This is a genomic window from Pseudooceanicola nanhaiensis, from assembly GCF_020171315.1.
In the GTDB taxonomy this organism is placed as follows: domain Bacteria; phylum Pseudomonadota; class Alphaproteobacteria; order Rhodobacterales; family Rhodobacteraceae; genus Pseudooceanicola; species Pseudooceanicola nanhaiensis_A.
The window spans coordinates 322,409-336,623 of sequence record NZ_JAIUZP010000007.1; the positions used below are offsets into that span (position 1 = coordinate 322,409).

The following is a 14,215-nucleotide window of genomic DNA, read 5'->3' on the forward strand; positions in this document are numbered from 1 at the left end:
ACTCTGTCACTCCGCCCCCGTTGGCGCAAGAGATCAGCCCGGGCCACGGATGCGGCATCTATGGGGCCAGCGGACAGGCGCGCGCCGCGCGCTCGCGAGACCGTGCGCCCCTGCCGCGTGCGGGGGTGTCGCAGGGGGGTGTAAATGATCTCGGGCGGGGTCTATGTAGAAGTCAGCCACGCCAGACCACAGGAGGAATTCATGGCTCTGCGTATCAACGATACTGTCCCGAACTTCACTGCCGAAACCGATCAGGGCACCATCACCTTCCACGACTGGATCGGTGACAGCTGGGCGATCCTCTTCTCCCACCCGAAGGATTTCACCCCGGTCTGCACCACCGAATTCGGCGCCGTGGCGCAGCTGGCCGATGAATGGGCCAAGCGCGGCACCAAGGTGATCGGCCTGTCGGTCGACGGCGTGGACGAGCACAAGGAATGGAAGGGCGACATCGAGAGCTTTGCCACGGCGCCCGCCGGTTTCCCGATCATCGCGGACAAGGGCCTCGAGGTTTCCAAGGCCTTCGACATGCTGCCCGCCGATGCCTACCTGCCCGATGGCCGCACCCCGGCCGACAGCGCCACGGTGCGCGCGGTCTTCATCATCTCGCCGGACAAGAAGCTCCAGCTTGCGATGATCTATCCGATGTCCGTGGGCCGCAACTTCGCCGAGGTGCTGCGCGCCCTCGACGGTCTGCAGCGCACCTACCAGCAGCCGCTGGCGACGCCCGCCAACTGGCAGACCGGCCAGGACGTGATCGTGGCCCTGTCGCTGGATGACGCCGCCGCAGAGGCCAAGTACGGCGCGCTGGACAAGAAGCTGCCCTACCTGCGCTTCGCCAAGAACCCGGCCTGATCGCCCATGTCTGACCGTCCGCTGTCACGGCGGATCCTCCGCCCCGCCTTCCGTCTTCTGCGCGGAGGGCGGGGCGCGCATTTCGAGGAGACGTGGCCCGGGCTGCGGCTCTCCCGCCCCGAGGCGGGCGGAGAGATCCTTTGGCGCGGCCATGCACTCAACCGCCTGCGGCCCCATGCAGAGGTTCTGCCGGGGCTCGACCGCGCGGTGATCCTCGGCTCCGGCCCCTCGCTGGCCGATCAGCGGATCGAGGGGTTCGATGCGCCCGCGCTGATGCTGAACGGTGCGCTTTGCCTGCTGCCGCGCCTGCCGCGGCCTGCCGCGCTGGTGGTGGAGGACGAACGCTTCGTCTGGCGCCACCTTGCCATGCTGCGCCGCGACCTGCCCGAGGACCTGCCCTGTTTCTTCGCGCCCTCCGTGATCCGCGCTATCGCCAGCCGCGACCGGGGGATCCTGCGCGACCGGCCCATCGGCCTTGTCGATGACCTGCGCAAGCCTTTCGATGCGCCCCGGCAGGCGCTGGAGGGCTCATCCGATGTGGTGACGACGCAGAGCGCCGCCATCTCCCTGCGGCCCGACCGCGGCATCGTCAAATGCGGCACCGTGGCCTTTTCCGCGTTGCAGATCGCCATGGGGCTGGGTGCGCGCGACATCTGCCTTGCGGGGATCGACCTGAAGAACGCCGATGCGCCCCGCTTCTACGAGGAGAAGGGGCAGGTGGCGTGGTCGGGGATCGTGAAGGGGCAGGCGCGCATCCTTGCGCATTTCGCCCTTGCCCGCGATGTGGCCTCGGGGCGGGGCATCCGCCTGACCTGCGCCTCGCCGGTTTCCGCGCTGCTGGATATCGGCTATCCCGCGGCGGAACTGACCGAGGGGGCCGCATGACAGCGCGTTTCGTGAAGCTGGATACGAAGCTGATTGCCGCCTTCGATGCGGTGCTGGCGCCCGAGGTGGTGACCTATGCTACCGGCACGGGCGCGGCGCTGTCGATGCTCTCTAGCCGGCGGGGGCTGTCGGGGGTGCTGACGGCGATCCTGCGGGCGCTTGTCAGCGGCCCCTCGGCCGGGCCGCTGGTCGAGGGGAACCTGACCCGCAAGGCGATGCGCCTGCCGTGGCTCTATGGCAACCCGGTGGTGAGGGGCGTCTATGGCGCGATCAAGCGGTTCGAGGCGGCGCTGCTGCGCGACGCGCTGGAGGCCGAGCTGACGGGGCGCGACGATCTGGCGATCATCTACAACGGGTCGAACTACCCGGAATCGGTGCTGAAGGATGTCTCGGGCCGGCTGGGGATGCGCCGGGTCTTCATCGAGAACGGTTTCTTCCCGCGGACCATGCAGTTCGATCCCGTGGGGCTGAACGGCGGCAATTCCATGCCGCGCGATCCGGGCTTCTACCTCGACACGGAGGCGGATTTCGCCGCCGAAGGCCTGCCGCAGGCGGTGAACAACCGCGCCGCCAAGAAGGCCGGGATGGAGGAAGTGCCGCTGGAGCCCGGCTTTGTCTTCGTGCCGTTCCAGGTGCCCTCGGACATGCAGGTCACGCTGCACTCGCCGTGGATCCGCGACATGAGCCAGTTTCTCGACGCGATCATCGCGGCGGCGGAGCGGAACCCGGACGAGGTCTTCGTGATCAAGGAACATCCGAGCTACAAACGCTCGGTCAAGGGCACGCGGCCCGCCCATCCGCGGGTGATCTTTGCAAACGGCAATGTCACCTCCGAGATGATTGGGCAGGCGCGGGCGGTGATCACGCTGAATTCCACCGTGGGGATCGAGGCGCTGCTGCTGGACAAGCCGGTGATCACGCTGGGCCGGGCCTGCTACAACATCGAGGGGCTGGTACAGCATGCGCCGGACCCTGAGGCGCTGGACCGGGCGCTGGCGGTGACCCGCGACTGGCGGCCCGATCCGCGGCTCAGGCGGCAGGTGATCGGCTGGCTCTGGAATCGCTACCTCGTGCAGGGGCCGAAGAACGAGCCGCCCGCCGACCTCGGCGCGCGCATCCTCGCCCGCGTGGGCGGGCCGGAGGCGATCCGCGCCCTGCCGCCCCGCTAGCGCCACAGGCGCGGCCGGACCAAATTGAAAACGGCGCGGTCCCCTGCGGGGACCGCGCCGTTTGCGTCTTTCAGGGGGCCGTGACGGGAGCGGGCCGGATGGACCCGGGACGGCGGTGATCGCGTCAGGTGGGGCCGGTGCCGTTGCGCTTGGCGTCGAGGACGGTGATCGTGAAGAGCACGATCCCGATGGCCGTCAGCAGCGCGCCGACATAGCCGGTGGCCGGCAGGCCCCAGCCCAGCGTCAGCGCCGCGGCGGCCACGGCCGGGCCGATGGCATTGGCGGTGTTGAAGGCCGAGTGGTTCAGCGCCGCCGCCAGTTCCTGCGCATCGCCGGCCACGTCCATCAGCCGGGCCTGGATCGCCGTGCCGGTGGAGGAGGTCATGCCGATGCAGAAGCCCACCAGCGCCATGGACCAGCCCGCGCCGGTCGCCATCGGGTAGCACAGCAGCGCCAGCACGTTGGCGCCCATGATGCCGTAGATCGACAGGGTCTGGTTCCGGTCCGCGGCCCAGCCGAGCAGGATCGTCCCCACGGTCATGCCGAGGCCGAAGATCATCAGCAGGCCGGGGACGACGGCCTCGGGCACATGGGTCACCTCCATCGCGGTCAGCGTGAAGTAGGTGTAGACGGCGAAGAACCCGCCGAAGCCGATCGCCGCCGTGGCGAGCGTCAGCAGCACCTGCCGGTTCTTCAGCGCCGAGAGCTGGCGCAGGGCGTTGCCGCCCGCCGTGCCGGTGCCGCGCGGGGCGAAGATGTGGACGGCCGCCGCGGTGATCAGGGACAGAACGCCCACGAGGGCAAAGCCCCAGCGCCAGCCGATCGTCTGGCCGAGGAAGTTCGCCAGCGGCACGCCCAGTGTCGTGGCCACGGTCAGGCCGACCATGAGCATCGCCACGGCCTGTGTCCGCTTCTTGGGCGAGACGACCGAGGCCGCCATCAGCGCGCCGACGCCGAAGTAGGCGCCGTGCGGCAGGCCCGAGAGGAAGCGGAAGACGAGCATCGTGCCGAAGTTGTGCGCGAGGCCCGAGGCGGTGTTGAAGACGGCGAAGGCCAGCATCAGCCAGACGAGGAACCGGCGGCGGGGCAGCCGGGCGCCGAGCACGGCCAGCAGCGGCGCGCCGATCACGACACCGAGGGCATAGGCGCTGATGGCCTGAGCAGCCTGTGCTTCGCTCACGCCGAGTTCGGGGGCGAAATAGGGCAGCAGGGCCATGGAGGCGAATTCGGTCGTGCCGATGGCAAAACCACCGAGCGCGAGCGAGAAAATGACGATAGCGGCCGAGGCCTCGGCCGCCGAAGCGGGGGCAATCGTGGATGTAGACAAGGCGAGGCTTTCGTTTGAGGGCGGTCAGGGGGTCCTCTCCCTCCCTCTCAGATGCGACGAAGCGGCAGCTATCGCAAGTCCCCCGGGAGGGATACCGGCGCAAGACCGGGGTAGAGGAGGATGTAATCCCTCACTGTGACAGGTTTCTGACGCCGGATCGGGGCAAAGCGGCGGCTTTCCACCGATTGTACGGTCCGACGCCAGCCCATCGGCGCACCGGCGTCTTGCCTGTGAAACCGCGCGCGGGGGGACGATGCGTGTTCGGGAGAGGCCGCCCGGATCGGTCGTCCCCCGTGCGGGCAGCTTGCAGTGTCAGGTCAGTTCCCGGCCCGGCGCATCATCCTCTCGTGCACGGCCTGCATCCCGCGCGCGGCCATGTCCGAGACCTCGGCGGCATGGACATGCAGCGCTTCGACCAGATCGGGATCGGTCGAGGTCTGTGTCACCACGATGCCCTCGTCCGTCACGTCGATCTCGGTCTCGATCCGGTCGGAGCGCTCGAAGAAGATGTCGAGGGTCGGGCTCTGGATGACAATCTGCGGATCGTCCTGCGCCTCGACCCGGCCGATCATCCCGGTGACATGGCTGATCAGCACCTCCATCACCTCCGGGTCGGAGGAGCGGGTCACGGTGCGGATGCCATCAGGCAGGTTCGTCACCTCGCGGGTGAACGTGGGGAAGTTGCGGAACATGACGGCCAGTTCCGCGCTTTCCTCCGGCGTGGCGTTGCGGCCCTGAAGGCCGGGCATCGTCACCTCGTCGTGCCCGGTGCCATCGGCGCCGTGGCCATGCATCCCGGCCCCCGGGCCATGGCCCATCATCTGGGCCTGCACGGCGGGGGCGGCGCACAGCAGGGCAACGGCAAGCGCGAGGCGTGCAGCGGGATGGCGGGCAGGACGGTGCAGGGTGGATGGCATCAGGCTCTCCCAAGATATGCGAGAACCACGATACATGCGGCTGGGGCGGCCCGGAAAGCGCTTTCTCGCGGCGTGGGCCGAGATGCAGACGGGCCGCAGCATGGACGGGCCGCTGCCGGGGGCGGTATCCTGCGGCCCCCCGGTGGCCAATCTACTCCGCCAGCACGCGCAGCTCGGGATGCTCGTACTCCGCCAGCTGTTTGCGCAGTGTCAGCTTGCTGACCTTGCCGGTCGCGGTCAGCGGCAGGGCCTCGACCCAGAGAAGATCGTCGGGCAGCTGCCACTTGGCGAAATGCTCCGACAGGTGGTCGTGCATCTCCTCCAGCGTCGGACGCGCCTCGCCAGCGGCAACGGCCACAAGGATCGGGCGTTCGTCCCATTTGGGGTGGGCCACGCCGATGGCCGCGCAGCTGGCAATCGCAGGATGGGCCATGGCGGCATTTTCGAGGTCGATGGAGCTGATCCACTCGCCGCCCGACTTGATCAGGTCCTTGGCCCGGTCCTGGATCACCAGGAAGCCCTTCGGGTCGATCGAGGCGACATCGCCGGTGCCGAACCAGCCCTCGCTGTCCATCGCGGCCTCGGTCGCCTCCTCGTTGCGGAAGTAGCCCGAGACGACGGTGTTGCCGCGCACGAAGAGCTCCCCCACCGCCTTGCCGTCATGGGGCTGGCGCTGTCCATCCTCGTTCACGATCTTGAAGTCCACGCCAAAGCAGCGCCGGCCCTGTTTCGCCTTGGCGGCCATCTGCTCCTCGAAGGGGGCATCGGCGAGGTAGGCTGGCAGGGCACCATGGCTGCCGACGGGGCTCATCTCGGTCATGCCCCAGGCGTGGCCCACGGTGGCGCCGCGGCTCTCGAACGCCTCGATCATCGAACGCGGCGCGGCAGAGCCGCCGACGACGACATCCGCGAATTCCCGCGGCATCCGCCCCTGCGCCTTGATCTCGGCCAGCAGGCCCTGCCAGACGGTGGGCACGCCCCAGGCGGAATAGACGCCCTCGTCATCCATCAGCTTGAAGAGGCTGGGCCCGTCGAGCGCAGGCCCCGGCATCACCAGCGACAGACCGCAGAGCAGCGCGGAATAGGGCAGACCCCAGGCGTTCACGTGGAACAGAGGCACCACCGGCAGCACCTTGCGCCCCTCCTGGAAGGAATGGCTCTGCATCAGGCCGATCATCATCGCGTGCAGTACGGTGGAGCGGTGGCTGTAGAGCGCGCCCTTGGGATTTCCCGTGGTGCCCGAGGTGTAGCAGAGCCCGGCGGCGGTCTCCTCGGGGAACTCCGGCCAGTCGATCGCGGTCGGCTGGTGCTCCAGCAACTCCTCGTAGCAGAGCGCCGGGAACGGCGTGTCGGGCATATGCGCCCGGTCCGTCATGATCACGAACCGCATGTCCTCGGGCAGCTGGTCCCGTACGGCGGCGATGACCGGCACGAAGGTGGTGTCGAGAAACAGCAGCCGGTCCTCGGCGTGGGACACGATATAGAGCAGTTGCTCGGCCGACAGCCGGGGATTGATCGTGTGGCAGACCGCCCCGATGCCCGAGATCGCGTAGTAAAGCTCAAGGTGGCGATGGCCGTTCCACGCCAGCGTCGCGACACGGTCGCCCGACTCGATCCCCTCGGCGCGCAGGGCATGGGCCGTCTGGGCCGCCCGGTCGCGCAGCTCTGGAAAGGTCTCGCGGTGGATGTCGCCCTCTGTCCGGACCGAGACGACCTCGGCCGTCGGATAGGCCTCTGCCCCGTATTCGAGAATCTCCGAAATCAGCAGCGGACGCTGCATCATCATGCCTTTCATGAGGCACCTCCTCCCTATTCCTCCACTCAGAAGGGTAGCGCTGCGAAGGTGCTTGCGAAACTCATTTCCGCACTTTGTGACCTCAGGGTTCCGCTGTGCGGAACGCTGTTCGAATTTCGGCGGAAATCCCCTGTTTCCAATGGTATCCCGTGGCGGCTGGTCCTAGTCTCGGCGCCGGAGGATTGAGAGGAGGACCACCATGAAAGCCATCGTCTGCCACGGGTTCGGCCCGCTGGACACGCTCGCCTACGAAGAGATCGCGGCGCCTGCGCCCGGCGCGGGCGAGGTGCTGGTGCGCACCGAAGCGGCCGGGGTGAATTTCCCCGACGGGCTGCTGGTGCAGGGGCTCTACCAGATGAAGCCCGAGGCGCCCTTTACCCCCGGCATGGAGGTCGCGGGCGTGGTCGAGGCGGTGGGTGCGGGCGTCACCGATCTGGCCCCGGGCGACCGGGTGGCCGGTGTCACCTCGCTGGGCGGCTATGCCGAGCAGGTGATCTGCCCGGCGGAGCAGACCTTCCCGCTGCCCGCAGGCATGGACGCGGCCGAGGCGACGGCCCTGCTGGTCGCCTATGGCACTTCGCACCACGCGCTGAAGCAGCGCGCCAACCTGCGACCGGGCGAGGTGCTGGTGGTCTTCGGGGCCTCCGGCTCCACGGGCGTGGCGGCGGTGCAGATCGGCAAGATCATGGGCGCCACCGTGATCGGCGTCTGCTCCTCCGAGGCGAAGCGCAAGATCGCGGCAGAGGCCGGGGCGGATCACGTCATCGGCTACGACAGCCTCAAGGACGACGTGAAGCGGCTGACCGGCGGGCGCGGTGCCGACGTGGTCTATGACGTGGTGGGGGGAGAGCCCTTCAAGGCCGCCACCCGTTTCATGGCGCGCGAAGGGCGGTTGCTGGTGATCGGTTTCGCCAGCGGCGAGATCCCGCAGTTCCCGGTGAACCTCGCGCTGGTGAAGGAATATGCCGTCGTCGGTGTCTTCTGGGGCAACTGGCGGCGCAACGATCCGGCCGCCTACCGCGCCAACATGGCAGAGCTCATGGGCTGGTGGGCCGAGGGCAAGGTCAAGCCGCTGGTCGAGGGCCGCTACCCGATGGCCGAGGCCGCGCAGGTGCTGGAGAGGGTGCTGGCCCGCGGTGCCGTGGGCAAGCTGGCGCTGATCCCCTGAGGTGACACGCACGCGGTCCCGATGCGTTCGGGGCCGCGTCGGTCAGTCGGTGATCACTCGGCGCGGCTGACCTTGCGGGCCAGTTCGACCAGCTTGGGACCAAGCTCGTTTTCCAGCCGCTCCTTGGGCAGCGAATAGGCATAGCCGCCGAGGTTGAAGGCCAACATCGGCGTATCGGGCTGCTGCGAGCGGAACGGGACCGACACGGCGTTCACGTCCTTCTGCCAGGCGCCGACGCTGGTATAGAACCCCTTGGTGCGGATCTGCTCTGCGGCGTCCTCGATCCCGTCGAGGATCTCCTGCGCCTGTTCCGGCGGATAGCGATCCTGCACCCGGGCGAGGATCTCGGCCCGCTCGGCCTCGGAGGTGCCGGCGATATAGGCCCGCCCCATCGCAGAACGCGCCAGCGAGATCCGCGACCCCACGGAGAGCTGCAGCGAGATCACGCCGGTGGACCGGGCACAGGCGATGTAGGTGATCGTCATGTCGTCGCGCCCGCCAAGCGCCAGCAGGATGCCGTCGCCACACTCGTTGGCGAGTTGCTGCATGTAGACCTGCGCCGTCTCGCGCACATGCAGCCCGGCGAGGCAGGCATAGCCCAGCGAGAGCACCGGCACGCCCATGCGGTAGCGGCCCGTGGCCTCGTCATAGACGAGGTAGCCGGACTTCAGCAGCGTGAAGGTCAGCCGCGAGACGGTGGAATTCGGCAGGCCGGTGCGGTCCGCCAGCTCCGAGTTGCCAAGCCCCGCCTTGTCCGTGGGGCGGAAGGCCCGCAGGATCTGGAGGCCCCGGTTCAGGGCGGTGACGAACTGGCGGTCGTTCTCGTACCCGGTTTCCTCGGGCGTTGCCGCGGTTTCTGTGACCCGTTTGCGCAAGATCTGTTCCCGTTCTCTACCCATGTCCCGCAATGCGGAAATTGAAATCCCTGCTAGCGCCCCGTCTTCCCCGCGGTCAAGCCTGCCCGCGCTGCATTTCGTGTCAGGGCACCCGCTGTGCTCATACCTTCATCCCCGGCAGGTTCAGCGAAGCGGTGTTCCCGCCGTCCACCGGCAGCGCCTGCCCTGTGATGAAGGAGGCGTCGTCCGAGGCGAGGAAGGCGATGGCCGCGGCGATCTCCTCCGGCCGGCCATAGCGGCGCAGCTCGCAGCGCGAGCCGAGCTTGCCCTCCTTGCCCGCCCCGCGCGCATAGTCGAAGACCGGCCTGGTCATCCCCGTCTCGATCAGACCGGGGCAGACCGCGTTCACCCGGATGCGGTGCTGGCCGAGGTCGCAGGCCGCCGTCTGGGTGAGGTTGATCACCCCCGCCTTGGAGGCGGAGTAGATGTTGCCACCCGCACCAGACCGGATGCCCGCCACCGAGGCGGTGTTGACGAAAGCCCCGCCCTCGCCCTGTTCGATCATCGCGCGGCCCGCGTATTTCAGGAACAACGACGGCCCCACGAGGTTCACGCCTATGACCCTTTGCCACTGGGTCATGTCCACGTCCGTGATCGGCGCGTGGGAGCAGAGGATGCCCGCGTTGTTGCAGACCACGTCGATGCGGCCCATGCGGTTCCGGATGGTCTCGACGGCTGCCGCGACCGAGGCCTCGTCCGAGACATCGCAGGGCAGGGCGAGGTGATCGCCCCGGGGCATCGCGGCCTCGAGCGCCTCGGCCGAGAGGTCGATCAGCACCACGCGGGCCCCTTCCGAGGCCAGTCGAGCGGCAGTGGCGCGGCCGATCCCGCTGGCCGCGCCGGTGACGATCGCCACCTTGCCGTCGAACCGTCCGGTCATGCCGGGGTCTTCTCCCAGTAGGGCGCACGCAACTCGCGCTTCAGCACCTTGCCGATCTCGCTGCGGGGCAGGTCCTCGCGCAGTTCGATGGCCGAGAGGCGCTGGATCTTGCCCAGCCTCTCGTTGGCCCATTGGCGCAGCGCCTCCGGGTCCGGCGCACTGCCCGCGCGCGGCACCACGAAGCCGAGCGGCGTCTCGCCCCAGTCGCGGCTGGGGATCGCGATCACCGCCACGTCGGCCACATCGGGATGGCCGCGCAGCACGGCCTCCAGATCGGCGGCAAAGATGTTGAACCCACCCGAGATGATCATGTCCTTGCGCCGGTCGAGCAGGTGGACGAAGCCGTCCTCGTCGATGCGGCCCATGTCGCCGGTGCGGATGTAGTGATCGCCCGCCGCGTCGACCCAGAGCAATTCGCGCGTCTTTTCCTCGTCGCCGTAGTAGCCGGGCATCATGGTGATGGAGCGGCCGACGATCTCGCCGTAGGAGCCGGGCGGCAGCTGCTGGCCCGCCTCGTCGATGACGTGGAGCGTGCAGCCCGGATTGGCCTTGCCGACGGTATCCCACTTCTCGGGGAAGGCGCCGCAGTCGAGCGAGGTGGTCGGCCCGCCCTCGGTCATGCCGTAGTATTCCACGAGGTTCCCGGGCCAGCGGTCCATGATCTGCTGGATCAGGCTGCCCGGTAGCGGGGCCGAGGTGCTGGTTTTGCAGCGATAGCTGCTCAGGTCGTAGCTGTCGAAATCGGGGTGATCCATCAGCCGCATGTACTGCACCGGCACCAGCATCGAATGGGTCACCCGGTGGGTTTGCGACAGCTCGAGGAACTTCGTCGCGTCGAACTTGCCCATCACCACCAGCGTGGCGCCCTTCACCTGCGCGTTCAGGGTCGAGACCAGCGTGGTGTTGGAATAGAGCGGCGTGGACATCAGCACCACGCTGTCGCCGTCCATGCCGTGTTCCGTCATGCGGTTCAGCTGCCGGGTGCGGAAGCGGTGGTCATGGGCGATGCCCTTGGGCGCGCCCGTGGTGCCCGAGGAATAGATCATGTCGAAGAGATCATCGGGGCCGACATGGGCCGGCTCTGCCGGGGCGGCGTCCCCGATGAAGGCGTCAAGCTCCGACAGGCGCACCATCAGCGGCGAGCGCAGGGCCGCGGCGGTTTTCGCATAGGTGTCGGAGGCAAAGAGCAGCCGGGGGCGGCAGTTCTCCAGCATCTTCTGAAGCGCGGCCTCGCTGGCGCTGAAGGGCAGCGGCACCATGCAGGCCCCGGACCACAGCACGGCGGTGTAGAGCGCGACATGGGCGGCGGAGTTCTCCGACAGGCTCGCCACCATGTCGCCGCGGCCGATCCCCCGCGCCGCCAGGGCCCCGGCCAGACGGGCCACGAGGTCCGTGAACTCGGCCCAGGTCCAGTGCCTGTCTCCTTCGATCACTGCGATATGGTCGGGGCGGTTGCGGCCATGGGCGGCCACCAGCTCTCCGAAACATGCGAGTTCCTCACCCTCGATCTGGGGTGCGTTCAGGCGGAATGCCGCGGCGGTCATCAAAGCCCTCCTCCAAGCTCTGTCTGTCCTGCAATGTCCGGCCAGCCTGCACCGGACGGGACGTGCCGTCAACATGTTCCGCACAACGAAATATCATTCCGCAAAGTTGACAGGCCCGGGAATCGGGTGTCACTTGTGCCCATCGGAGGAGGAGGCACCGATGTCATCACTGTTTGCGATTTCCGATCGCGCCAAGGCGATCCGGGAACAGGTCATCCGTTTCATGGAGGACCATGTCTATCCGGCCGAGCCGGTCTTCGAAGAGCAGAAGGCGCAGGGCGATCCCTGGAAAACACCGCCGATCATGGCCGAGCTGAAGCAGAAGGCAAAGGCGGCGGGGCTGTGGAACCTGTTCCATCCCCATGCGGGGGAGTATGGCGGCGCGGGCCTGTCGAACCTCGACTACGCGCAGCTCTGCGAGGTCATGGGCCGGTCCCATATCGGGTCGGAGCCGTTCAACTGCTCGGCCCCGGACACGGGCAACATGGAAACGCTCTACCTCTATGGGACCGAGGCACAGAAGGCCCGGTGGCTGACGCCGCTGCTGGCGGGCGAGATCCGCTCCTGCTTCTCGATGACGGAGCCCGCGGTGGCCTCGTCGGATGCCACGAACATCGAGACGGAGATCCGCCGCGACGGCGATGACTACGTGATCAACGGGCGCAAATGGTGGTCGTCCGGCGCGATGGACCACGCCTGCAAGATCGCCATCGTCATGGGCAAGACCGACCCCACGGCGGAGAAGCACAAGCAGCAGTCGATGATCCTCGTGCCGCTGGACACGCCGGGGGTGAAGATCGAGCGGCCGCTCACCGTCTTTGGCTATGACCACGCGCCCCACGGCCATGCCGAGATACACTATGACAACGTCCGGGTGTCGGCCTCGAACATCCTGCTGGGCGAGGGGCGCGGCTTCGAGATCGCGCAGGGGCGGCTCGGGCCGGGGCGCATCCATCACTGCATGCGCGCCATCGGTCAGGCTGAACGCGCGCTGGAGACCATGTGCCGACGGGCCATGGCGCGGGAGGCCTTCGGCAAGACGATGGCCGACATGGGCGTGACCAAGCACTGGATCGCCGAGAGCCGCTGCGAGATCGACCAGGCCCGCCTGCTGACCATGCATGCGGCGCATATGATGGACACGGTGGGCAACAAGGCCGCCCGCAAGGAGATCGCGATGATCAAGGTCGTGGCCCCGAACATGGTCCAGAAGGTCATCGACCGCGCGATCCAGCTGCACGGCGCCATGGGCGTCAGCCAGGATACGCATCTCGCCTCGGCCTATGCCCATGCCCGTACCCTGCGGCTGGTGGATGGCCCCGACGAGGTGCACCGCGAGGCAATCGCCAAGCTCGAACTGAAACCCTACCGGAACTGAGGAGGCGAGGATGTTTGACCTGACAGACAAGGTGGCGATCGTCACCGGCTCCTCCCGTGGGATCGGGCGGGCAATTGCCGAGCTTTTCGCGCAGGCGGGGGCGAAAGTCGTCGTCTCCTCCCGCACGGAGGAGGCCTGCGCCCCGGTGGTCGCGGCCATCGAGGCGGCGGGCGGCACGGCGGTGGCGATCCCCTGCCACATCGGGCGGCGCGAGGCGTTGCAGGCGCTGGTGGACCAGACGCTGGACCTCTGGGGCCGGATCGACGTGCTGGTCTGCAATGCCGCGATCAACCCGGTCTACGGGCCCATGGCGGGGATCTCGGACGAGGCCTTCGACAAGATCATGGTGACCAACGTCCGCTCGACACTGAACCTGTGCAACATGGTCCTTCCGGGCATGGCGGAGCGGGGCGCGGGCAGCGTGATCCTGCTCTCCTCCATCGCGGGCATCCGGGGCAGCACGGATATCGGGGCCTATGGCGTCTCGAAGGCGGCCGAGGCGGCGCTCGCGCGCAACCTCGCCCTTGAATGGGGGCCGAAGGGCATCCGGGTGAACGCCATTGCGCCGGGGTTGATCAAGACCGATTTCGCCCGCGCGCTCTGGGAAGATCCCAAGCGGATCGCGTCGATCGAGAACGCGACCCCCCTGCGCCGGATCGGCGCACCCGAGGAGATCGCCGGCACCGCGCTCTGGCTGGCCACGCCCGCGGCGGGCTACGTCACCGGACAGACCATCGTGGCCGATGGCGGCGAGACAATTCGCTGAGACTTGCGGCGCGGCGCCCTGTCCGGACGGGGCGCCGCCCGTTAACCACCCTGTGCACTTGATTTTCGCGGATACGAGGCGCAGGTTTGACCCATGAGCGTTGCACCCCTTTCCCCGGCGCCGGGCCCCATGCCCAACCAGGTGGCCTTTCACCGCACGGAACTCAACGTCATCCTGTCGCTCTACGGCCGGATGGTCGCCGCGGGCGAATGGCGGGATTACGGGATCTCCAGCCTCCGGGACGTGGCGATCTTTTCCGTCTTCCGGCGCACCGCCGAACACCCCCTCTACCGGATCGAGAAACGCCCCGCCCTGCGCAACAAGCAGGGCCAATACGCGGTGATCAGCATGGAGGGGCAGATCCTCAAACGCGGCCATGACCTGCGCACCGTGCTGCGGGTGCTGGAGCGCAAGCTGATCCGCGCGGTGGAGTGATCCGCCCGCCGGGAGCGCGCAAGAATTTTCGAAAATTCTTGCCAAAATTCTTCGAAGAATTTTGGGTGCCACCCGCTCGGCGGGGCACCTGCCGGATCGGAGAACTTGCCCCGGCCAGCCCGGCCTTGAAGCGGTCCGACGGGGCGCTGCCCCCTTGGCCCCGTGCCGGGGCCAATTCCCCCGGAGTATTTCTGGAAGGC

Annotated in this window: 13 protein-coding genes; 7 read left to right on the plus strand and 6 right to left on the minus strand. The window is 68.0% G+C overall.

The window, feature by feature from the left end; translation table 11 throughout:
- The first annotated feature begins 201 nt into the window (after nt 1-201).
- Genes LCM32_RS13930 through LCM32_RS13940 form a run of 3 tightly spaced genes read left to right on the plus strand, consistent with a single transcriptional unit; the run spans nt 202 to nt 2,909 of the window.
- Nucleotides 202-855, plus strand: coding sequence for a peroxiredoxin (locus tag LCM32_RS13930; RefSeq protein WP_224821681.1), 654 nt, complete (start codon nt 202-204; stop codon nt 853-855).
- A 6-nt stretch (nt 856-861) separates the two neighbouring features.
- Nucleotides 862-1,740 carry a glycosyl transferase gene (locus LCM32_RS13935; RefSeq protein WP_224821682.1) on the plus strand — a complete coding sequence of 293 codons (879 nt, stop codon included), beginning with the start codon at nt 862-864 and terminating at the stop codon, nt 1,738-1,740.
- On the plus strand, nt 1,737-2,909 hold the full coding sequence (locus LCM32_RS13940) for a nitrogen fixation protein FixF (RefSeq protein ID WP_224821683.1): 1,173 nt from the start codon (nt 1,737-1,739) through the stop codon (nt 2,907-2,909). The genes LCM32_RS13935 and LCM32_RS13940 overlap by 4 nt, the downstream gene beginning before the upstream one ends.
- Nucleotides 2,910-3,033: 124 nt before the next feature.
- Here LCM32_RS13940 and LCM32_RS13945 read toward each other — a convergent pair whose 3' ends face one another.
- From LCM32_RS13945 to LCM32_RS13955, 3 genes are all read right to left on the minus strand, one after another.
- The gene (locus LCM32_RS13945; RefSeq protein WP_224821684.1) at nt 3,034-4,236 is read right to left on the minus strand and encodes an MFS transporter; all 1,203 of its coding nucleotides are present in this window, start codon (nt 4,234-4,236) and stop codon (nt 3,034-3,036) included.
- A gap of 317 nt (nt 4,237-4,553) precedes the next feature.
- The gene (locus LCM32_RS13950; RefSeq protein WP_224821685.1) at nt 4,554-5,153 is read right to left on the minus strand and encodes a DUF760 domain-containing protein; all 600 of its coding nucleotides are present in this window, start codon (nt 5,151-5,153) and stop codon (nt 4,554-4,556) included.
- Nucleotides 5,154-5,304: 151 nt separating this feature from the next.
- Nucleotides 5,305-6,948, minus strand: coding sequence for a long-chain fatty acid--CoA ligase (locus tag LCM32_RS13955; protein WP_224821686.1), 1,644 nt, complete (start codon nt 6,946-6,948; stop codon nt 5,305-5,307).
- Between the two features lie 199 nt (nt 6,949-7,147).
- Here LCM32_RS13955 and LCM32_RS13960 point away from each other — a divergent pair, with 199 nt between their 5' ends.
- Complete coding sequence (locus tag LCM32_RS13960; RefSeq protein WP_224821687.1) at nt 7,148-8,116, plus strand: NADPH:quinone oxidoreductase family protein; 969 nt, start codon at nt 7,148-7,150, stop codon at nt 8,114-8,116.
- Nucleotides 8,117-8,169: 53 nt separating this feature from the next.
- On the opposite strand, the gene LCM32_RS13965 is transcribed toward LCM32_RS13960, so the two are convergent.
- The 3 genes from LCM32_RS13965 to LCM32_RS13975 form a co-directional block, all read right to left on the minus strand.
- On the minus strand, nt 8,170-8,991 hold the full coding sequence (locus tag LCM32_RS13965; protein WP_224821688.1) for an IclR family transcriptional regulator: 822 nt from the start codon (nt 8,989-8,991) through the stop codon (nt 8,170-8,172).
- A gap of 121 nt (nt 8,992-9,112) precedes the next feature.
- Complete coding sequence (locus LCM32_RS13970) at nt 9,113-9,892, minus strand: SDR family NAD(P)-dependent oxidoreductase (protein WP_224821689.1); 780 nt, start codon at nt 9,890-9,892, stop codon at nt 9,113-9,115.
- Entirely contained in the window at nt 9,889-11,436 is a 1,548-nt protein-coding gene (locus tag LCM32_RS13975) for a class I adenylate-forming enzyme family protein (protein ID WP_224821690.1), read from the minus strand. The genes LCM32_RS13970 and LCM32_RS13975 overlap by 4 nt, the downstream gene beginning before the upstream one ends.
- A 160-nt stretch (nt 11,437-11,596) precedes the next feature.
- Between LCM32_RS13975 and LCM32_RS13980 the strand changes: the two genes are divergently transcribed.
- The 3 genes from LCM32_RS13980 to LCM32_RS13990 all read left to right on the plus strand — a co-directional run bounded on the left by LCM32_RS13980 (nt 11,597) and on the right by LCM32_RS13990 (nt 14,015).
- Nucleotides 11,597-12,814, plus strand: a complete 1,218-nt coding sequence (locus tag LCM32_RS13980; RefSeq protein WP_224821691.1) for an acyl-CoA dehydrogenase family protein — start codon at nt 11,597-11,599, stop codon at nt 12,812-12,814.
- A 10-nt stretch (nt 12,815-12,824) separates the two neighbouring features.
- Nucleotides 12,825-13,580, plus strand: a complete 756-nt coding sequence (locus LCM32_RS13985; protein WP_224821692.1) for an SDR family NAD(P)-dependent oxidoreductase — start codon at nt 12,825-12,827, stop codon at nt 13,578-13,580.
- A 93-nt stretch (nt 13,581-13,673) separates the two neighbouring features.
- The gene (locus LCM32_RS13990) at nt 13,674-14,015 is read left to right on the plus strand and encodes a DUF2794 domain-containing protein (RefSeq protein ID WP_224821693.1); all 342 of its coding nucleotides are present in this window, start codon (nt 13,674-13,676) and stop codon (nt 14,013-14,015) included.
- The last annotated feature ends 200 nt before the right edge of the window (nt 14,016-14,215 follow it).